This is a genomic window from Pseudomonas sp. O230, from assembly GCF_045447035.1.
Lineage (GTDB): Bacteria > Pseudomonadota > Gammaproteobacteria > Pseudomonadales > Pseudomonadaceae > Aquipseudomonas.
Genome location: NZ_JBJGXN010000008.1, coordinates 69,536 through 89,791, shown reverse-complemented (window position 1 = coordinate 89,791; position 20,256 = coordinate 69,536). Strand labels below are relative to the sequence as shown.

12 protein-coding genes and 2 pseudogenes are annotated in these 20,256 nt (G+C 60.1%); 7 read left to right on the top strand and 7 right to left on the bottom strand.

The genetic code is table 11. The features are described from left to right. The first annotated feature begins 19 nt into the window (after positions 1-19). Both ACI77H_RS18320 and ACI77H_RS18315 read left to right on the top strand, forming a co-directional pair. Entirely contained in the window at positions 20-316 is a 297-nt protein-coding gene (locus ACI77H_RS18320) for a type II toxin-antitoxin system HigB family toxin (protein WP_150640024.1), read from the top strand. After that, positions 313-714 carry a type II toxin-antitoxin system HigA family antitoxin gene (locus ACI77H_RS18315; protein ID WP_150632675.1) on the top strand — a complete coding sequence of 134 codons (402 nt, stop codon included), beginning with the start codon at positions 313-315 and terminating at the stop codon, positions 712-714. The genes ACI77H_RS18320 and ACI77H_RS18315 overlap by 4 nt, the downstream gene beginning before the upstream one ends. 6 nt (positions 715-720) lie before the next feature. Here ACI77H_RS18315 and selO read toward each other — a convergent pair whose 3' ends face one another. The 5 genes and pseudogenes from selO to ACI77H_RS18290 form a co-directional block, all read right to left on the bottom strand. Next, complete coding sequence (gene selO / locus ACI77H_RS18310) at positions 721-2,184, bottom strand: protein adenylyltransferase SelO (RefSeq protein ID WP_407013146.1); 1,464 nt, start codon at positions 2,182-2,184, stop codon at positions 721-723. A 48-nt stretch (positions 2,185-2,232) separates the two neighbouring features. Further along, positions 2,233-5,583 carry a mechanosensitive channel MscK gene (gene mscK / locus ACI77H_RS18305; RefSeq protein WP_407013145.1) on the bottom strand — a complete coding sequence of 1,117 codons (3,351 nt, stop codon included), beginning with the start codon at positions 5,581-5,583 and terminating at the stop codon, positions 2,233-2,235. A 34-nt stretch (positions 5,584-5,617) separates the two neighbouring features. Beyond that, positions 5,618-7,360, bottom strand: a complete 1,743-nt coding sequence (locus ACI77H_RS18300) for a potassium/proton antiporter (protein WP_150640022.1) — start codon at positions 7,358-7,360, stop codon at positions 5,618-5,620. 233 nt (positions 7,361-7,593) lie between these two features. After that, positions 7,594-8,457, bottom strand: a complete 864-nt coding sequence (locus ACI77H_RS18295; protein ID WP_407013414.1) for a methyl-accepting chemotaxis protein — start codon at positions 8,455-8,457, stop codon at positions 7,594-7,596. Beyond that, positions 8,449-9,204: pseudogene (locus ACI77H_RS18290) on the bottom strand (MCP four helix bundle domain-containing protein); the annotation flags it as partial. The pseudogene ACI77H_RS18290 and the gene ACI77H_RS18295, both read right to left, overlap by 9 nt. A 290-nt stretch (positions 9,205-9,494) precedes the next feature. On the opposite strand from ACI77H_RS18290, the gene ACI77H_RS18285 reads away from it, so the two are divergent. The 4 genes and pseudogenes from ACI77H_RS18285 (at position 9,495) to ACI77H_RS18270 (ending at position 12,063) form a co-directional block, all read left to right on the top strand. Next, the gene (locus ACI77H_RS18285; RefSeq protein ID WP_407013144.1) at positions 9,495-9,725 is read left to right on the top strand and encodes a hypothetical protein; all 231 of its coding nucleotides are present in this window, start codon (positions 9,495-9,497) and stop codon (positions 9,723-9,725) included. After that, positions 9,722-10,024, top strand: coding sequence for a cell division protein ZapA (locus ACI77H_RS18280; RefSeq protein WP_407013143.1), 303 nt, complete (start codon positions 9,722-9,724; stop codon positions 10,022-10,024). The genes ACI77H_RS18285 and ACI77H_RS18280 overlap by 4 nt, the downstream gene beginning before the upstream one ends. Before the next feature lie 101 nt (positions 10,025-10,125). Next, positions 10,126-11,199 (top strand): annotated as a pseudogene (locus ACI77H_RS18275) (cache domain-containing protein); the annotation flags it as partial. 18 nt (positions 11,200-11,217) lie between these two features. Beyond that, complete coding sequence (locus ACI77H_RS18270) at positions 11,218-12,063, top strand: methyl-accepting chemotaxis protein (protein ID WP_407013413.1); 846 nt, start codon at positions 11,218-11,220, stop codon at positions 12,061-12,063. A gap of 146 nt (positions 12,064-12,209) precedes the next feature. Here the strand turns inward: ACI77H_RS18270 and ACI77H_RS18265 are convergent, their stop codons facing one another. Both ACI77H_RS18265 and putA read right to left on the bottom strand, forming a co-directional pair. Then, positions 12,210-14,012 (bottom strand): acyl-CoA dehydrogenase, encoded by a 1,803-nt coding sequence (locus ACI77H_RS18265; protein ID WP_407013142.1) that lies wholly within the window; start codon positions 14,010-14,012, stop codon positions 12,210-12,212. A 258-nt stretch (positions 14,013-14,270) separates the two neighbouring features. Further along, positions 14,271-18,224 carry a trifunctional transcriptional regulator/proline dehydrogenase/L-glutamate gamma-semialdehyde dehydrogenase gene (gene putA / locus ACI77H_RS18260; RefSeq protein ID WP_407013141.1) on the bottom strand — a complete coding sequence of 1,318 codons (3,954 nt, stop codon included), beginning with the start codon at positions 18,222-18,224 and terminating at the stop codon, positions 14,271-14,273. A gap of 463 nt (positions 18,225-18,687) precedes the next feature. On the opposite strand from putA, the gene putP reads away from it, so the two are divergent. Then, positions 18,688-20,172, top strand: coding sequence for a sodium/proline symporter PutP (gene putP / locus ACI77H_RS18255; RefSeq protein ID WP_407013140.1), 1,485 nt, complete (start codon positions 18,688-18,690; stop codon positions 20,170-20,172). The last annotated feature ends 84 nt before the right edge of the window (positions 20,173-20,256 follow it).

Here is a 20,256-nt window from a genome sequence, read left to right as displayed (position 1 = left end):
AATGCGATAAGGAAATTGCATGCGTGTGTTTTCTGAAAAACGAATATGGGACTCAAAGGAAAAATGGCCAAATGCAGCAACTGCGCTTGACCATTGGTATCGAATGGTCAAGCGCAATAGTCCTTGTGATTTTGCCGCCATGAAATCGTTGTTTTCTGCGACGGACAAAGTTGGTGAGTTACATGTATTCGATATTGGGGGGAATAAGCTGCGTTTGATTGCATATGTCAGGTACCGGAGCCAGAAGCTGTACATCAAACACGTGCTGGATCATCGCGAATATGACCGAGGAAAATGGAAGGAGGGAAAAGAATGAGTGCATTGATCAAACAGGCGGCTGAGCACTGGGCGTTCGTTTCGCCATTGTTGCGCAAGCCGAAAAACGAAGACGACTACGACAGGCTGGTTCTTGCGCTTGATGAGTTGCTCGAAATAACCGGTGATGACGAGTCGCATCCACTGATGAGTCTTGTCGACATCATTGGCGACTGGATAGAGGAATGGGATCACAAACATCGCCCTATGCCCGAAGCAAGCGGTGCTGATGTTCTTGGTTACATGATGCGGGAGCACGGTTTGACTCAGAGCGATCTGCCAGGTGTTGGCACTCAATCGGTGGTGTCCGAAATCCTGAGCGGCAAGCGTCAGCTCAACCTGCGGCAGATCCGTTGGTTGGCCGAGCGCTTCGGTACGTCAGTGGAAACCTTTATCTAGCCGGGTTCAGGAAGAGCAACTAATCTCCAAATGCTTGCCCCACTCCGGCGGCCGCTCGGCATAGCTCTCCATCCCCGGCTGCTCCTCAAACGGCTTGCTCAACACCGCATGCAAGCGGCGAACCTCTGAGTAGTCACCGCTTTCCGCCGCATCGATGGCTTTTTGCGCGAGGTAGTTGCGCAGAATGTAGAGCGGATTGACCGCGTGCATCCGTTGGCGGCGCTGTTCCTGATCAACTTCACCTTCGCGAGCAACACGGGCGACATACAGCTCGGCCCAGGCATCGAAGCCCTTGATGTCGACAAAGTCGTCGCGCAATCGGGCAACGGCCAGCTCCTGCGATTCATCGCCGAGGCGTCGAAAGAACAGGCTGTAATCGACGCCGCTGTTCTGCATCAGTTGCAGCAGCTGTTCCAGCAGTTTCTGGTCCTCGTCTTCAGCGGTGGTGAAGCCGAGGCGACGACGCATCAGGTCCAGGTAGTGAGCCTGGAACAGCGGCAGGTACAGGCCGAGGGTTTCGCGCAGGGCTTCGACGCTGATGAACGGCGTCAGCGCCTGGGCCAGCGCGCTAAGGTTCCATTGGCCGATCGGCACCTGGTTGCTGAAGGAATAACGGCCCTGATCATCGGAGTGGTTGCAGATGAAGTTGGCGTCAAAGTCATCGAGGAATGCGAACGGGCCAAAGTCGAAAGTGATGCCGAGGATCGACATGTTGTCGGTGTTCATCACGCCGTGGCAGAAGCCATAAGCCTGCCATTTGGCGATCAGCTCGGCATTGCGCTCGACGATTTCGCGGAACATCGCCAGGTACGGTTCTGGCTGTTCGAGGCATTCCGCGAAGTGCATGGCCAGCACGTGCTCGCCGAGTTCTTTCTGCTTTTCGGGGCGTTTGGTGTAGTAGAAATATTCGAAATGCCCGAAGCGCACATGGCTCGGGGCCAGGCGCAGGACCATGGCCGCGCGCTCCTGTTTTTCGCGCCACACCGGGGTGTCGGAGCCGATTACGCACAACGCGCGGGTGGTCGGGATGTTCAGGGCGTGCAGCGCTTCGGATGCAAGAAACTCGCGGATTGACGAACGCAGCACCGCGCGGCCATCGCCCATGCGCGAAAAAGGCGTCTGGCCGGCACCCTTGAGGTGCAGGTCCCAATGCTCGCCGGCCTCGTTGTAAACCTCGCCCAGCAACAGCCCGCGGCCATCGCCCAACTGAGGGTTGTACGAACCGAACTGATGACCGGAATAGACCATCGCCCGCGGCACCGCGTCGGCCCAGAGCTTGTGCCCGCTGAACAGCTCGGCAAACTCCGGGGTTTCAGCGACGGCGGGATCAAGGTCGAGCAACGCCATGGCGGCGGGGCTCGCGACGACCAGACGCGGGTTGTCGATCGGCTCAGGCAGTACGTGGGCGGAAAACGTATCGCCCAGGCGAGCGAAACGGTTATCGAAGGTCAGTTCGTCGAGGGCTTTCACCGGCCATCTCCAGCAGAATGTCCGAGCATTCTGCTAGGGATAGCGCGGTTAGTCGAGTTTGGCGGGCGGCGGCTCTTGCGCGGGTTTGCCATCGACCAGCGGCACGATGGTTTTGGTTTCCGGTTCGATCGGCACCATTTTGTATTCCTGGCCTTGCAGGTTCTTCAGGTAAACCTCCATCTGCCGGAACGAAATGTTGATGTGCTGCTTCTTGAACTCGCGATTGATGAAGCGGTTGACCTCATCGAGCACCGGGTTGCGGTCACCGAGATCGCGCACATGCATGCGCAGTTCGTGGTCGAGGGTGCTTTCGCCGAAGTTCAGGAAGTACACGTGCGGTTCCGGATCCTTCAGCACGCGCGGGTTGTCCCGGGCGGCTTTGAGCAACAGTTCTTTCACCAGGTCCAGGTCCGAGCCGTAATCGACGCCGAGCTTCAAGGTCACGCGGGTAATGGTGTCGGTCAGCGACCAGTTGATCAGTTGCCCGGTGATGAACGTCTTGTTCGGGACAATGATGTCCTTGCGGTCGAAGTCGGTGATGGTCGTGGCGCGGATGCGGATCTTGCTGACCGTGCCCGACAGGTTGCCGATGGTGATCGTGTCGCCGATCCGCACCGGGCGTTCGAACAGGATCATGATCCCGGAGATGAAGTTCGCAAAAATCTCCTGCATGCCGAAACCAAGCCCCACCGAGAGCGCCGCCACCAGCCATTGCAACTTGTCCCAGCTCACGCCGAGCGTGGACAGGGTCGAGACGAAACCGACACCGGCGATCACGTAGGACAGCAACGTCGTCGTGGCGTAGGCGCTGCCCTGCGCCAGGTTCAGCTTCGACAACACCAACACTTCCAGCAGCCCCGGCAGGTTTCGCGCGAGGGCAAAGGTGATGCCGATGATGATCAGCGCGCCGAGCATGTCGCCGATGCTGATCGGCACCATGCTCATGTTGGCGCCGGTGCCACTGGTGTATTCGTAGAGGGTGATGTTGTCGAGGTACGAGAACACCGAAATCAGATCGGACCAGACCCAGTACAGTGCGGCGATGAAGCCGCCGAGCAGCGCCAGGCGAATCAGGCGCAGCGACTGCTCGTTGACCTTCTCGATGTCCAGGGTCGGCTCTTCGATTACCGCTTCGCCATCGCCGGCCTCTTTTGCCGCCTGCCGTTTGGCCAGGGCGCGCTGGTACGCGAGACGACGTGCCGCCACGCTCAGGCCACGGACGAACGTGGCTTCGATCACCAGCCAGAACATCAGCAGGTAAAGCGTGTTGATCAAGCGGTCGCTGAGCTTCAGCGCGGTGTAGTAGTAGCCGAAGCACACCGCCACGAACAACGCGACAGGCAGGACGGTGAACAGGATCCCGACCGCTTTGCGGAACAGTGAGGCGTTTTCGTGCGTCGGGCTACTGATCAGCAGTCGGCTGAGCAGCCAGGCCATCAAGGCGTAGCAGATCAATACGACCGGCATGCCCAGCACATCATCGGCCAGCGCCGCTGGTTGCAGCTCGGCAACCGCCACCACCGCGACCAACGCCATGACCACCAGCCCGAGACGACGGACCCAGCCCTGAAGGAATTCGACCTGAGGCTTTTCCCAGCGGAAATGCAGTTCGGCGACGCCACCCGGCGCAAGGATCCGATAGGCGGTGTAGAACACCAGCCAGGCCTGAGCCATTTGCAACAAGGCCGAGCCCATGTTGGCGTTCTGCCCTCGAGCATCGATTTGCAGGGCCAGGCCACACAAGGCCAGGCCCAGCGCAACCGGTAATGCCAGCAGAATATTGATCAGAATCGCCTGCGGCGTATGCAACTGGCTGTCACGCTTGAAGTGGCCGATGTCCTGGTGAACCTTGTTCAGTCGGGCATACAGGCTTTTGCGCCGCCATAGCAGGGCGCCGATCACCAGTACCAACGGCAGAAACAGCAGCGGTCGCTGAGTCAGACCGTCAATCAATTCGCTCACGCTCGACGCCAGCGGCAGGGTCGCCACCTGGCGTTGCAGACGCTCCGGCACGCCGCGCATCCATTCCGGATCGAGCGGCTTGTTGCTGGGAATCCAGAACATCTGTTCGTCGAGGGTCGCCCGCAGGCTTTGCGCGGTGCTGAGCAGTTGCTTCTGATTGAGTTGCAGCGTGATCGATTCGTTGAGCACCGCGCTCAGTTCACGGTTCAGCCGCTCCAGCAGGTCGGTGCGGGTGGTCGCGATTTCCAGCAGGTTCTTGCGCAGTTGCGGGGTGACTTGCTCGGGAGGCTGAGTCGACAGCAGGTTGTCGACGTAGGTCGCGGGGTTGCTGAGCAATTCCCGTTGTTGGCTGACTTCGAACTGATACAGGCGAATGTCGGCGATCTGGTCCGCCAGGTCGCGGTCGAGCTTGAGGCGCGGCAGGGCCTGTTTCTGTTTGTAGAGGATTTTCGACAGCAGCAGACTGCCCTTGAGCACGTTGATTTGCTCGTCGAGGGCCGAATCGCTCTGGGTCACGTTGTCGAGCTGCTGCTTGGTCTGCAGGTTTTGCTGAGTGACGACGTTCAGGCGGTCGGTGCTTTTGAGCAGGTAGTCGGACAGCTTCAGATTCGCCGCGCTTTCGGTGGCCAGCAGCGCGCTGCCGCCGGACTTCTGCGCCTCGATGGACTGCTGCGTCACGGTCTCTTGGGACTGGGCCAGGCGTTTTTGGTTGATCAGGTTTTGCAGCTCCTGGATTTCGCGATCCAGGCGGTCGGATTTTTCCGAGAGCAAGTCATGCTGGCTGTTGCCCAGGTCTTGCAACTGGCTGTTGCCGGCCAGTTCCTGGCGACGCAGCGGGATCAGCGCATTCAGCGCCGCGAGTTCAGCATTGAGCAGGTCGCGTTGTTCGCCGCTCAAGGTCTTGCCGTTGTCCTTGCCGTTCTTGAGGACGTTATTGATTTGCTGGATGCGCGTCTGGCTGGTGGAAATTTCAGCCTGGGCGCGCTCTGGGCGGGTTTGCGCAGTAATGACCAGGCTGTTCGCGTCGGCGAGGGCTTTTTGCAGATCGCTTTGCTGGGTCGAGCGCTCGGTCAGCATCTGCTCGAGCTGCTGCACGGATTCTTTGCCGTAGCGTTGCGCCACCGGGACGGCGCTGGTGGCTTTCAGGCGCGTCAGTTCGCGCTGGTTCTCGATGTTCTGCTTGGGCGCGGTGGCGAGTTGCTGCTTGAGATCGGTGAGCTTCTGCTCGTAATCACGCTTGTTGTTGAGCTGGGTCAGCGTGTTTTGCAGCAGCGTCTGCAGGGCTTTCTGATCGGCTTCCGGCAGTTTGCGGTCGGCGATCTTGTTCAGACTCGCCTGCACGGCTTCGCTGGACGGCGGTTCGGCCGCTTGCAACGTGCCGACAGAAAGACTCAAGCCCAGCAGGGCCATGATGAAAAAGGTGCGCAGGGTTGACATAGAGACCGATCGAAAACGAGACGAAGAATGGAGTTTAGAGGAACAAGCCCGGGCCTGGGCGACTTCCTTCGGGGAATCTGACGCCCACTTTGCCGATCTTGTTCCCTTCCATGACCGCGACGGTCCAGATGGTGTTGTTCCACTCCACCTGGTCACCGACTACTGGCGCACCGCCCACTTTGTGGGCAATAAAACTGGCCAGCGTCATGTCCGGATCGATGCCTTCGACTTTCAACCCGTACAGGGCAGCAACCGCAGCCAACTGGGCATCTCCCTCGAGTACGAAGTCGCCGAAGAAGCGCAAATCGAGGCCTCGTTGCGGTGCCTGGCTAAACAGTTTTCCGAGGGCTGGAAGGTTGTGTTCGTGGCCGATTACGCAGAGCAAATCGTCGACTTCGAGCACCGTGCTACCCGACGGATGGAGCAGTTGCTGACCACGAAACAGGGCCGCGATGCGTGTGCCTTCGGGCATTTTCAGTTCGCGGAGGGGCGAACCGATGCACCATTTTTCGGCGCCGAGGCGATAAACGAACAGCTCCCATTCGCTGGTGACATGCACTTCCAGCGCGGCGCGGGAAATCGGCGCCGGCTCCGGTGGAACGGTCACCTTCAACAGCTTCGCCACCCACGGCAGGCTCGTGCCTTGCACCAGCAGCGAGACCAGCACGATAAAGAACGCGAGGTTGAAGTACAGCTGGGCGTTGGGCAGGCCGGCCATCAACGGGAACACCGCCAGAATGATCGGGACCGCGCCGCGCAGGCCGACCCAGGAAATGAAGGCTTTCTCTCGGCCGTGGAAGGCCTTGAACGGCAGCAGGCCGACCATCACCGACAGCGGCCGGGCAAACAGGATCATCCACAGCGCCAGGCCCAGCGCAGGCAGGGCGATCGGCAGCAAATCATGGGGCGTGACCAGCAGGCCCAGCACCAGGAACATGCCGATCTGCGCCAGCCAGGCCATGCCGTCGAGCATGTGCAGAATGCCGTGGCGGCTGCGCACCGGACGGTTGCCGATCACCAGACCGCACAGGTACACCGCGAGGAAGCCGCTGCCGTGCAGGGCGTTGGTCAGGGCGAACACCACCAGGCCGCCGGCAATCACCAGGATTGGATAGAGGCCGGTGGCCAGGTTGATCCGGTTGACCAGTTGCAGCATCAGCCAGCCGCCGCCGAGCCCGATCACGCCGCCGATGCCGAACTCGCGCACCAGATGCCCCAGCAGGCTCCAGTGCAAGCCGGTTTCGCCACTGGCGAGCATGTCGATCAGAGTGACGGTGAGGAACACCGCCATCGGGTCGTTGCTGCCGGATTCGATCTCGAGGCTGGCCGTGACCCGTTCGTTCAGGCCTTTGCCGCCGAGCAGCGAGAACACCGCCGCGGCATCGGTGGAGCCGACGATGGCACCGATCAGCAGGCCCTGAATCAGGTTCAAATTGAACAGCCACGCCGCGGCCATGCCGGTCAGCCCGGTGGTGATCAACACCCCGACCGTGGCCAGCGACAGCGCTGGCCATAACGCCACGCGGAAACTCGAGACCCTGGTTCGCAAGCCACCATCGAGCAGGATCACCGCCAAGGCGAGGTTGCCGACCAGATACGCCGTTGGGTAGTTATCGAAAATAATGCCGCCGCCATCGACGCCGGCGGCCATGCCCACGGCCAGGATGATCACCAGAATCGGGATGCCCAGGCGGGACGACAGTGAGCTCACCAGAATGCTCGCACCTACCAGCAACGCGCCGATCAAGAACAGGCTGTTGATGGTCGTCGCATTCAAAGGCAATACTCCAGAAAGCTGAAAGGCGGGCGCAAACTGACCATGCAGTCTGCGTGCCAGCGATTCTAACCTGTTGAAATGTGATGCTGTCAAAAAGCTTTTGCAGATCAAAAGCCAGATGCATGATCCGTCTACACGCGATCCCCCTGTAGGAGCCGGCTTGCCGGCGATGGCGATTTCACAGACGCCATCGCTGGCAAGCCAGCTCTTACAGGGGGTGTGGCGCTAGCGGGTCAGAGGCTGAACCGTCCGACCATCGTGTTCAGGTCCACTGCCAGTCGCGACAACTCGTTGCTCGCCGCGCTGGTCTGATTGGCGCCGGTGGCCGATTGCACCGACAGATCGCGAATGTTCACCAGGTTGCGGTCCACTTCACGGGCCACTTGGGCCTGTTCTTCGGCCGCGCTGGCGATCACCAGGTTGCGTTCGTTGATTTCGACGATGGCGCTGTTGATCGTGTCCAGCGACATCCCCGCGCCGCGAGCGATGTTCAAGGTCGACTCGGCGCGCTCGGTGCTGTTGCGCATCGAATCCACCGCGTGTTCGGTGCCGGTCTGAATGCTGCCGATCATGCGTTCGATTTCGCTGGTCGATTGCTGAGTGCGATGCGCCAGTGCACGCACTTCGTCCGCCACCACGGCAAAACCGCGCCCGGCTTCACCGGCACGGGCGGCTTCAATGGCGGCGTTCAGCGCCAGCAGATTGGTCTGGTCCGCCAGGCCCCGGATCACGTCCAGTACTTTGCCGATGTCGCGGGATTCATTGGCCAGATCGCCGATCAACGTCGCCGTACTCTGCACATCGGCGCTCATGCGTTCGATGGCGCTGACGGTTTCCTGCACCAGATCACGACCGTCACCGGCCGACGTGGTGGCGTTTTTCGACGCTTCGGAGGTGCTCACCGCGTTGCGCGCGACTTCTTCCACGGCGCTGGTCATTTCGTTGACGGCGGTGGCGGCCTGTTCGATTTCGTTGTTCTGCTGGGTCAGGCCACGGGCGCTTTCGTCGGTGACGCTGTTGAGCTCTTCAGCGGCGGAAGCCAGTTGCGTGGCCGAGCCGGAAATCCGTTGCAGGGTGTCGCGCAGCTTGTCCTGCATCTTCGACATGGCCAGCAGCAAGCGGCCGGCTTCGTCTTCGCCATCAACGGTAATCGGGCGAGTCAGGTTACCTTCGGCGATCTCTTCGGCAGCGCTCAAGGCATTGGCGATCGGTTTGGTGATGCTGTTGGTCAGTAACCAGGCAAACAGCATGGTCAGGCCGGTGGCGATGACCAGCAAGGCGATCACCAGATTGAAGGCCGAAGTGTATTGATCGGCGGCGCGCTGATTGGTGTCGAGGGTCTGTTGGGTGTTGAGCTCCAGCAAGCGATTGAGCACCGCGTTGACGGCTTCGGAGTTGGTCAGCAGATCAGTGTTGAGCAGCGTGCGCAGCTCATCGACCTGATTGTTGCGCGCCAGGGTTTTCATCCGGTCTTCGATCTGGCGATATTGCCCCAGCAACTGCACGTATTGATCGTAGGCTGCACGTTCCTGCGGGCTGGCGATCAGTTTTTCGTAGGAGGCCTGAGCCGTACGAATTTGTTGGTTGCGCGTTTCCAGCAGCTCCATGGTTTTCTGCTGAACGTCGGGCTCGCGGTTCACCAGCAAACGGTAGGACAGCACCCGCAGGCGCAAGGTGAGTTGAGTGAACTCGTCGAGGCTTTTGATACTCGGCACGCTGTTCAAGGTGATCTCCTCGGCAGCACCGCGAATCTTGCTCATCTGCTGCAAGGCAAACACCCCCAGAACCAGCATCAGTCCGCCAATCAAAGCGAAACCGAGGAACGCACGTGGCGCGATATTCATATTACGAAGAGACATGGTGTTTACCGAAAAGAGCGCACCTGTGCGGCGCTGAGACTGACGTATGGATGACTTATCGGTCATACGACTAAAGTCTTGAGGGGCTGCGCGTATTTGTCGCAGGCAAGTCGCGGCGACGAAATGCAGGAACCAGATCCGCCAATCACAGTCTTTAAAGTTCGCAAGAAAGGTCGCCCGCCAGTAAAATCAAGGCCTTGCGCCCCAATAACCCTGGCATCCGTGGTGACTTTTCTTTATCGTACGTGCCCCTTGAAAATGCTTGGAAAATCAAAATGTTGGAAGCATCCCTAAGCCAATTGGAACAGCTGGTCAGCGACCTTGTTCAACAGAACCAGAGCCTGCTCGGCACTAACCAAACCCTGAGCGCCGAACTGGCCCAGGCCAAGGATGAAAACGAAAGCCTGCAACTGAACCTGATGGAACAGGAAGAGAAACAAGGCGCCACCGCCGCCCGCATTCAGGCTCTGGTTGAGCGCGTCAGCGCTGGTCCGGTCAGCGCATGAGTGTCGGCGCCGCGGGGGTAAAAGTCGTCTCGATCCTGGGGGAGGACTATTCGATCAAGGCGCCGGCCGGGGAAGAGCAAACCCTGCTGGACGCCGCAATGATGTTGAAGGCCGCTTTGGCCGACACCAAACGAAAGTACCCGACGCTGATCGGTGACCGCCTGTTGGTGCTGGCCGCGATGAATCTGTGTTCCCAGCAGATCGAATTAAAAAAGCAGCACAAGCTCGAACTCGACCGTTACCAAGAGCAAGTCAGCGCCACGGTTGAAGTGATCTCCAAGACGATCAATCAGGCCTGATCGGCTTTTGCGCACAACCAAAGAATAGATTGTCGTTTGTGTTGTATACAATCGGCACGGCTGTTGCAGTGTTTCAGCCTCTTATTCTTTGGGGGTGCTCCATGCAGTTCTGGCGACGCAGTATTCAATGGCAGTTGATCCTCAGTATGGGCACCGCCCTGCTGGTCAGTATTCTGCTCGTGGTTGGCATTTATACCCTCGTGGTCAACCGTCTCGCCCAGCGCTATCTGGTCGAACAAGCGCTGCCGTCGAGCATCGAAGCGATGCGCAACGACATCGAGCGCATCCTTGTTCAACCGCTCACCGCCGCCAAGGACATCGCCAGCAACAGCATGGTGCGCGACTGGCTCGCCGGGGGCGAAAACAGTGCCCAGACTGCTGCGTTCGTGGAGTATCTGGAAGGCATCCGCGCCGAGCACAAAGCCTTTACCGCGCTGATCGTCGGCACGGCTTCAAATCATTATTTCAACGAAAAAGGCCTGGACCGCACCCTCAGCCGTTCCAACCCCAAAGACGCCTGGTTCTACTCGTTCCTCGACAGCAATCAGCCGCGCACCCTCAATATCGACAATGACGCTGCGACCGGAGAATTGGCGCTGTTCATCGACCTCAAGGTTGAACAGGCCGGCAAAGTCGTGGGCGTTGCCGGGCTTGGCCTGAGCATGAAAGAGCTGTCGGAGCTGATCCACAACTTCAACTTCGGTGAGCGCGGCAAGGTCTATCTCGTACGTTCCGACGGTTTGATCCAGGTTCACCCCGAGGCGCAATTCAGCGGCAAACGCACGCTCGCCGAGCAAATCGGGGCGCCGGCGGCGCAGGCTGTAATGGGCCAAAAAACCGCCACCAGCAACGGTTTCGCTCGCGAGGGCGAAGACTTCCTGGCGTTGAGCCTGCCACTGCGGGATCTGGGCTGGACCCTGGTGGCCGAAGTGCCACAGTCGCAGATCTACGCCGAGGCGCGTCGCGCCATGTGGATGAGCAGTGGCATTGGCTTGGCGGTGGCGCTGGTGTGCCTGTTGCTGGTGGTGTTATTGGCCCGTGGGTTAGTGCGGCCGATTCGTCAGGTAACAGCAGCGCTGGTAGCCATCGGTAGCGGTGGTGGAGATTTGACCCACCGGTTAGATTCCAGCCGCGCCGATGAACTCGGTGACCTGGCGCGCGGCTTCAATCGATTCCTCGACAGTCAGCGCGAGATGATCGGCGAAGTGCTGACCACCAGCGAGCGTTTGCGCACGGCCGTCGGCCAGGTGGCGCGGGTGGTGGACAACACCGCCGAACGTTCCGGACGTCAGCAGGAAATGACCGACATGGTCGCCACCGCTGTCCACGAAATGGGCCTGACCGTGCAGGAAATCGCGCAGAACGCCGGCAACGCGGCGGTTGCCTCGCAGAATGCTCGCGATGAGGCGATGCAGGCGCGGGAAGTGGTCGGTGGTTCGATTCGGCATATAGAAAGCATGTCCGATGAAATCGGTGTCGCTGCCGGTGCGGTGGGTGAGTTGGCCAATCAAGTCGCGTCCATCGATCAGGTGTTGGCGGTGATTCGCGGGATCTCCGAGCAAACCAACTTGCTGGCGTTGAACGCGGCCATCGAAGCGGCGCGCGCCGGGGATATGGGGCGCGGGTTTGCGGTGGTGGCGGATGAAGTCCGGACTTTGGCTCAACGCACACAGTCGTCCACCGATGAAATTCAACAGATGATCGGCAGCCTCAAGCAAGGTGCGGAGAATGCAGTGTCGTCGATGCACACCGGGCAAGCGGCGACTGGCACCGGGGTTGAATCGAGTCAGCGCACCGGCGCGTCGTTGACCGCGATTACCGGGCAGATCGAGCATATCAGCGACATGAACCATCAAGTCGCGACGGCGACCGAAGAGCAGTCGGCGGTGACCGAAGAGATCAACCGCAATGTGCAGGGGATTTCCGATCTGGCCCGGGCAACGGCGGGGGAGGTCAGGGCTTGCCGAGAGGATTGCCAGACGTTGCAGCGGTTGGCGGATGATCTGGCGCGGCAGATGGGCAGTTTCAAGTTGAGTTGAATAAGGCGGTGACTGGGCCGACGCCATCGCGGGCAAGCCCGCTCCCACAGGGGCTGTGTGTTGAACACATTATCTGTGAACAACACAAATCCCTGTGGGAGCGGGCTTGCCCGCGATTGGATTTCAGCAGCACTCCCTGGCTGTGATCAGAACCATTCATCCTGCATCGTCAGGCACACATCATCCCGCGCCTCAAGAATCGCCAGCTCATGGTGGCAACCCGGCACTTCCCACGTCAGGAAATACCGCGCCGCCTGCAGCTTGCCTTTATAGAAGCTCACATCCGCCACATTCCCTTTGGCCAACCCTTCCTCGGCACGAATCGCCTGTTCCAGCCAGCGCCAGCCGATCACCGTGTGCCCGAACACTTTCAGGTACAGCGCCGAATTCGCCAGGCTGCTGTTGACCTTGCATTGGCCCAAATCGGTCAGCAGGCCAATGGTTACGGTTTGCAGGCGCGCCACCAGTTTCTCCAGTGGTTCACGCAACGGCGTTAACGATTCGTATGCATGAGCGCGCTCGGCAGTATTGGCGATCAGACGGATCAATTGCTTGAGCCCCGCCCCACCGTTTTGCGCCAGTTTGCGCCCCAGCAAGTCCAGCGATTGAATGCCATGAGTCCCCTCGTGGATCGGGTTCAAACGGTTGTCGCGGTAATACTGTTCCACCGGATACTCGCGGGTGTAACCGTGGCCGCCGAGAATCTGGATCGCCAGTTCGTTGGCCTTCAGGCAAAACTCGGACGGCCAGGATTTGACGATCGGGGTCAGCAAATCCAGCAGTTCATGCGCCTGTTTGCGTTCGGTTTCGGTTTCCAGCGTCGTGGTGTCATCGAACAGCCGCGCCGCATACAGCCCGAGGTCGAACGAGCCTTCAACGTAGGCTTTTTGCGTGAGCAACATGCGTTTGACGTCGGCGTGTTGAATGATCGCCACCGGCGCGGTGTTCGGGTCTTTGCTGTCCGGCACGCGGCCTTGCGGACGTTCACGGGCGTACTCCAGCGAATACAGGTAACCGGCGTAGCCGAGCATCACTGCGCCCATGCCGACGCCGATCCGCGCCTCGTTCATCATCTGGAACATGTAGCTCAAACCGTGGTGCGGCTTGCCCACCAGATAGCCAACGCACTCGCCGTTATCGCCGAAGTTCAGCGCGGTGGAGGTGGTGCCGCGCCAGCCCATCTTGTGGAACAACCCGGCCAGCAACACGTCATTGCGCTTGCCCAGGCTGCCGTCATCGTTGACCAGGAACTTGGGCACGATAAACAGAGAGATGCCCTTCACCCCGGCCGGTGCGTCCGGCAGCTTGGCCAGCACCATGTGCACGATGTTTTCCGACAGCGGGTGATCGCCGCCGGAGATGAAAATCTTGTTGCCCTTCAGGCGATAAGTACCGTCGGACGCCGGCTCGGCTCGGGTACGAATATCCGACAACGACGAACCGGCATGCGGCTCGGTCAGGGCCATGGTGCCGAAGAAACGACCGTCGATCATCGGTTGCAGGAAGCGCTGTTTCTGTTCCTCGGTGCCGAAGCTCTCGATCAGGTTCGCCGCGCCCATGGTCAGGAACGGGTACGACGTTGACGCCGCGTTGGCTGATTGAAAGTGTGCGAAGCAGGCCTGGGACAACAGCGTAGGAAGTTGCATGCCACCCGCGTCGAAACTGCGCGCGGCGTTGAGGAAACCGGCTTCGAGGAAGGCATCTACCGCCGGTTTCACTTCCGGAATCAGAATCGCCTGACCGTCCTCATAGCGCGGCTCGTTCTCGTCACCCTTGCGGTTGTGCGGAGCGAAAAACTTCTCGGCGATATTGCGCGCGGTGCCGATGGCGGCGTCGAAGGTCTCGCGATTGTGCTCGGCGAAACGCTCACGCTGGGTCAGGCCCTCGGCATCAAGGACTTCATACAGCTCGAAAGCCAGATTGCGGGAACTGAGCAACGTCTCGGACATGGCGGCCTACCTTTTTTGGAATGGGCCGAGTCTAGGCGTGGGAATAGAGGCTGAACAGGATGATTGATGAGCGTGATGGTGGGCCAGAGTGTCAACTTAGCGAGCGACACAAGTAACTGTGGGAGCGGGCTTGCCCGCGATGGCGATCTTTCAGTCACCGTAGAGGTTGACTGGTCTGACGCCATCGCGGGCAAGCCCGCTCCCACAGGGATTGTTGCAAACCTGACACCTATTGCAGGTGCCCGGTCTTGTTGCGGTTTAGCCGATCGTCATCAGGCTCGCGTTACCACCCGCCGCAGCAGTGTTAACACTCAACGCCCGCTCAATCACCAGACGCTCCAAGGCAATGTTGGTCTCGCCCTGGGACAACCCATGAACCCCGACAATCGCCCCGGCACGCTTGGCCACTTGCTGGCAAACCGCACGCAGTTGATCGGAATGGCCGTGATGCAGAACCGCATCAAACACCACTTCGTCCTTGTTCCAGTCGGAAACCAGCTTGATGCGTGCCTGAACTTCCTTCGGCAGACGTGCGAACAGTGCCTTGGTCAAGTCAGCTTCCGGCCACACCGCCGAACCACCTACGGCCAAAACAGCGGCCAGTTGAGCCAGCAGATCGCCCTCGACTTCCGCCAGGCACAGCACGTGTTCGCGCGGCAGGATGGCGTAGCTGTTGCGCTCGCCAGTCGGACCCGCCAGAACACGGGTGATCCCGCTCTGCGATTGCGCCGCAAACTGCGCGCACAGGGTGCTCAGGTCGGCAAACTTGTTGCTGTCGGCCCAGGCTTGCAGCGCGGTCAGCGGTTTGCTCATGGCATCCCTCAAGCGAACATCCGGCGCAGTGACGGCATCACCACGAGCGAAGGATTGTTCGATTGCATCGGTAGGACGAGTCGACAGCAGGCGGTACAGGTACAGCGGACCACCGGCTTTCGGGCCGGTGCCCGACAGACCTTCGCCACCAAACGGCTGCACGCCAACGACAGCGCCGACGATATTGCGGTTCACATAGACGTTACCGGCGTTGACGTTGTCGATCACCTTGGCGATGGTCTCGTCGATGCGCGTATGCACGCCCAGCGTCAGACCGTAGCCGGAAGCGTTGATCTGAGCGATCAACTGGTCGATGTCCTTGCGCTTGTAGCGCACCACGTGCAGCACCGGACCGAAGATCTCGCGTTGCAGCTCATCGAAGCTTTCCAGCTCGATCAGCGTCGGCATCACGAAGGTGCCGCGTTTAACTTCTTCGCTGTTGGCGATGGCTACCTGGTACACGTTGCGACCTTTGTCGCGCATGGCCTGGATGTGCTTCTCGATGCCCGCCTTGGCTTCGGCGTCGATCACCGGCCCGATGTCCACGGACAGGCGCTCAGGGTTGCCGAGACGGCATTCAGCCATCGCGCCCTTGAGCATTTCGATGACGCGGTCAGCGGAGTCTTCCTGCAAGCAAAGGACACGCAGGGCCGAGCAACGTTGACCGGCACTGTCGAAGGCCGACGACACCACGTCGATCACAACTTGTTCGGTCAGTGCCGAGGAGTCGACGATCATCGCGTTCTGGCCGCCAGTCTCAGCGATCAGCGGAATCGGACGACCCTGCGCATCCAGGCGACCGGCGACGTTGCGTTGCAGCAAACGAGCGACTTCGGTGGAGCCAGTGAACATCACGCCTTTGACCCGATCGTCACCGACCAGACGGGCGCCGACAGTTTCGCCACGACCCGGCAGCAGTTGCAGCACGCCTTCCGGAATCCCGGCTTCGAGCAGCAAACGCACGGCTTGAGCGGCGACCAGCGGGGTTTGTTCCGCAGGTTTGGCCAGTACCGGGTTACCAGCGGCCAGCGCAGCAGCGACCTGGCCACTGAAGATCGCCAGTGGGAAGTTCCACGGGCTGATGCAGACCACCGGACCCAATGGGCGGTGGGCGTCGTTGGTGAAATCGTTGCGGGCCTGCACGGCGTAGTAACGCAGGAAGTCCACGGCTTCACGCACTTCGGCGATGGCGTTGGCGAAGGTCTTGCCGGCTTCGCGAGCCAACAGGCCCATCAGCGGCTGGATCTCGCCTTCCATCAGGTCAGCGGCACGTTCCAGAATCGCGGCGCGTTCGGCGGGCGGAGTGGCCTGCCAGATCGGTGCAGCGTTCAGGGCGCACTGGATGGCGTTGTCGACGTCTTCGACCGTGGCTTCCTGTACGTGACCGACCACGTCACGCAGATCCGACGGGTTGAGGACTGGCAGAGGCGTTTCGGTACTGGACACGCAACCGAGCATCGGTGTGGCTTTCCAGTGGTTGTGAGCCGTGGCCAGCAGGGCGCAGGACAGCGAAGCCAGACGATGTTCGTTGGCCAGGTCGATGCCGCTGGAGTTGGCGCGCTCGGCACCATAAAGATCACGCGGCAGCGGGATACGCGGGTGCGGCAGGCCGAAGCCGCCTTCCAGCGTTGCCATCTGCTCGATGCTGGCCACTGGATCGGCCACCAGCTCCTGGATCGAAATGGACTGGTCGGCGATGCGGTTGACGAACGAGGTGTTCGCGCCGTTTTCCAGCAGACGACGTACCAGGTACGCCAGCAGGGTTTCGTGGGTGCCGACCGGTGCATACACGCGGCACGGACGGTTCAACTTGCCTTCGGAAACTTTGCCTACAACCTGTTCGTACAGCGGTTCGCCCATGCCGTGCAGGCACTGGAACTCGTACTGACCCGGGTAATAGTTCTGACCGGCGATGTGGTAAATGGCCGACAAGGTGTGGGCGTTGTGCGTGGCGAACTGCGGGTAGATGACTTCCGGCACCGACAGCAGTTTGCGGGCGCAGGCGATGTAGGACACGTCGGTGTAGACCTTGCGGGTATAGACCGGGTAGCCCTCCAGGCCTTCAACTTGGGCGCGTTTGATTTCGCTGTCCCAATACGCGCCTTTCACCAGGCGGATCATCAGGCGATGACGGCTGCGGCGAGCCAGGTCGATCACATAATCGATCACGTAAGGGCAACGCTTTTGATAGGCCTGGATCACGAAACCGATGCCGTTCCAGCCGGTCAGTTGCGGCTCGAAGCACAGGCGCTCGAGCAGATCCAGCGACAGCTCGAGGCGGTCGGCTTCTTCGGCGTCGATGTTCAGGCCGATGTCGTATTGCTTGGCCAGCAGGGTCAGCGACAGCAGGCGCGGGTACAACTCGTCCATCACACGCTCGTACTGCGCACGGCTGTAACGCGGGTGCAGTGCCGACAGCTTGATGGAAATGCCCGGGCCTTCATAAATCCCACGGCCGTGGGACGCTTTGCCGATCGAGTGGATGGCTTGTTCGTACGAAGCGAGGTACTTCTGCGCGTCGTGCTCGGTGAGTGCGGCTTCACCCAGCATGTCGTAGGAATAGCGGAAGCCCTTGGCTTCGAATTTGCTGGCGTTGGCCAGGGCCTCGGCGATGGTTTCGCCGGTGACGAACTGCTCGCCCATCAGGCGCATGGCCATGTCGACGCCCTTGCGGATCATCGGCTCGCCGCTCTTGCCGATGATGCGGCTCAGCGACGACGTCAAACCGGCTTCATTATGGGTAGCGACCAGTTTGCCGGTCAGCAGCAAGCCCCAGGTGGCGGCGTTGACGAACAGCGACGGGCTGTTGCCCAGGTGCGGGTGCCAGTTGCCGGTGCTGATCTTGTCGCGGATCAGCGCGTCACGGGTGCCTTTGTCCGGGATGCGCAACAGCGCTTCGGCCAGGCACATCAGTGCAACGCCTTCCTGGGACGACAGGGAAAATTCCTGCAGCAGGCCCTGGACAATGCCGGCACGGCCACCGGCGCTCTTCTGATTGCGCAGTTTTTCGGCAATCGACGCGGCGAGCTTGTTGGTGGCTTCGGCCATGGCGACCGGCAGGCGAGCCTGTTCGATCAGCATCGGTACCACTTCCGGCTCAGGGCGACGGTAAGCGGCAGTGATCGAGGCGCGCAGAACCGACTGCGGGAGAATGCTCTCGGCGAACTCCAGGAAGCACTGGTGTGCGTGGTCGGCATGGACTTCGCCGGCGTCGTCAGCGTCTTTGCTGATCAAACCGCTGAGCTCGGTCAGGGTTGCACCACCCTCGAGTTTTTCCAGGTAATTGAAAATTGCCTGCTTGATCAGCCAGTGCGGCGTGCGATCGATCGAGGTCGCGGCCGCCTTCAGGCGTTCGCGGGTCGGGTCGTCAAGTTTGACCCCAAGGGTGGTGGTAGCCATATTTTTATCCTCATGTTTGCCACGACCGCGTGGCATCAGCTGGGCGCAAGATTAGCTGCGCAACCTTCGAGGTGCAACCGGGTGCAACCCTTTTTTTGTCGGAATTATAAGCAGCTCGTCAGGAAATAAATTCCGGTACGAACGTACCGCACTTGCTTGGTGCTTTTAATTCTAGGAACGCTCGTTGACTGCGCTAAAAGGAAGCAAAAACCGGCTTTTTTCGGGTAAATCCGACTAGGTGCAACTTATTCTCTCGAAATGGGTTGCACCTTATTTGCATTGTTGAATAGCATTCGCGGCCAAGGTGCAACCAGTCAAAAAAGACAGGTGTATCTGGCTGATGGCTTTCCTGGGGAAACATCAGTCATAAATGCGTGGGATCTGAAATCGTCTGTCAAACGTCGTCGTTTGCGCGCGGTTCACCAGCCGCCGCTACATAAAAACAAAGCCAGGGCGTAACTTAATGAGCGTAAGCAATCCAACCCTGATCACGTTCGTGATCTACATCGCAGCAATGGTGCTGATCGGCTTAATGGCCTATCGCTCCACCAACAACCTTTCTGACTACATTCTGGGCGGTCGCAGCCTGGGCAGCGTCGTGACGGCATTGTCCGCTGGCGCTTCCGACATGAGCGGCTGGTTGTTGATGGGCCTGCCGGGCGCCATCTACATGTCCGGCCTGTCCGAAAGCTGGATCGCCATCGGCCTGATCATCGGTGCTTACCTGAACTGGCTGTTCGTCGCCGGCCGTCTGCGCGTGCAGACCGAGCACAACGGCGATGCGTTGACCCTGCCGGACTACTTCTCCAGCCGGTTCGAAGACAAAAGCGGTCTACTGCGGATCATCTCTGCGATTGTGATCCTGGTGTTCTTCACCATCTACTGCGCTTCCGGCATCGTGGCCGGCGCCCGTCTGTTCGAAAGCACCTTCGGCATGTCCTACGAGACAGCGCTGTGGGCCGGTGCTGCGGCGACGATTGCCTACACCTTCGTCGGCGGTTTCCTGGCCGTGAGCTGGACGGATACCGTACAAGCCACGCTGATGATCTTCGCCCTGTTGCTGACGCCGATCATCGTGCTGCTGGCCACCGGCGGCGTTGACACCACGTTCCTGGCCATCGAAGCGCAAGACGCCAGCAACTTCGACATGCTGAAAAACACCACCTTCATCGGCATCATCTCGCTGATGGGCTGGGGCCTGGGCTACTTCGGCCAGCCGCACATCCTGGCGCGCTTCATGGCGGCGGATTCGGTCAAGTCGATCGCCAACGCTCGCCGCATCTCCATGACCTGGATGATCCTGTGCCTGGGCGGCACCGTCGCTGTTGGTTTCTTCGGTATCGCCTACTTCTCGGCGAACCCGGATCTGGCCGGTCCTGTGACCGAGAACCACGAGCGCGTGTTCATCGAACTGGCGAAAATCCTCTTCAACCCATGGATTGCCGGTGTACTGCTGTCGGCCATTCTGGCGGCGGTAATGAGCACCCTGAGCTGCCAATTGCTGGTGTGCTCGAGCGCCCTGACCGAAGACTTCTACAAAACCTTCCTGCGTAAAACCGCGTCCCAGGTTGAACTGGTCTGGGTTGGCCGCGCCATGGTGCTGTTGGTTGCCCTGATCGCTATCGCTCTGGCGGCTAACCCGAACAACCGTGTACTGGGTCTGGTCAGCTACGCCTGGGCCGGTTTCGGTGCTGCGTTCGGTCCGGTGGTCCTGATCTCCGTGATCTGGAAAGATATGACCCGCAACGGCGCACTGGCCGGCATCCTGGTCGGCGCGATCACCGTGATCGTCTGGAAGCATTTCGAACTGCTGGGTCTGTACGAAATCATCCCTGGTTTCATCTTCGCCAGCCTGGCGATCTACATCGTCAGCAAACTGGGCACGCCGACTCAAGGCATGCTGCAGCGTTTCGCGGCTGCCGAGGCTGATTTCCGCCTGAACAAGTGATCGGGATGAGCTGAGGCTCCGACCTTTCGCCGAACCTGAAAACGGCCCGCTTCCTTTGGAGGCGGGCCGTTTTTATTGGGCGTT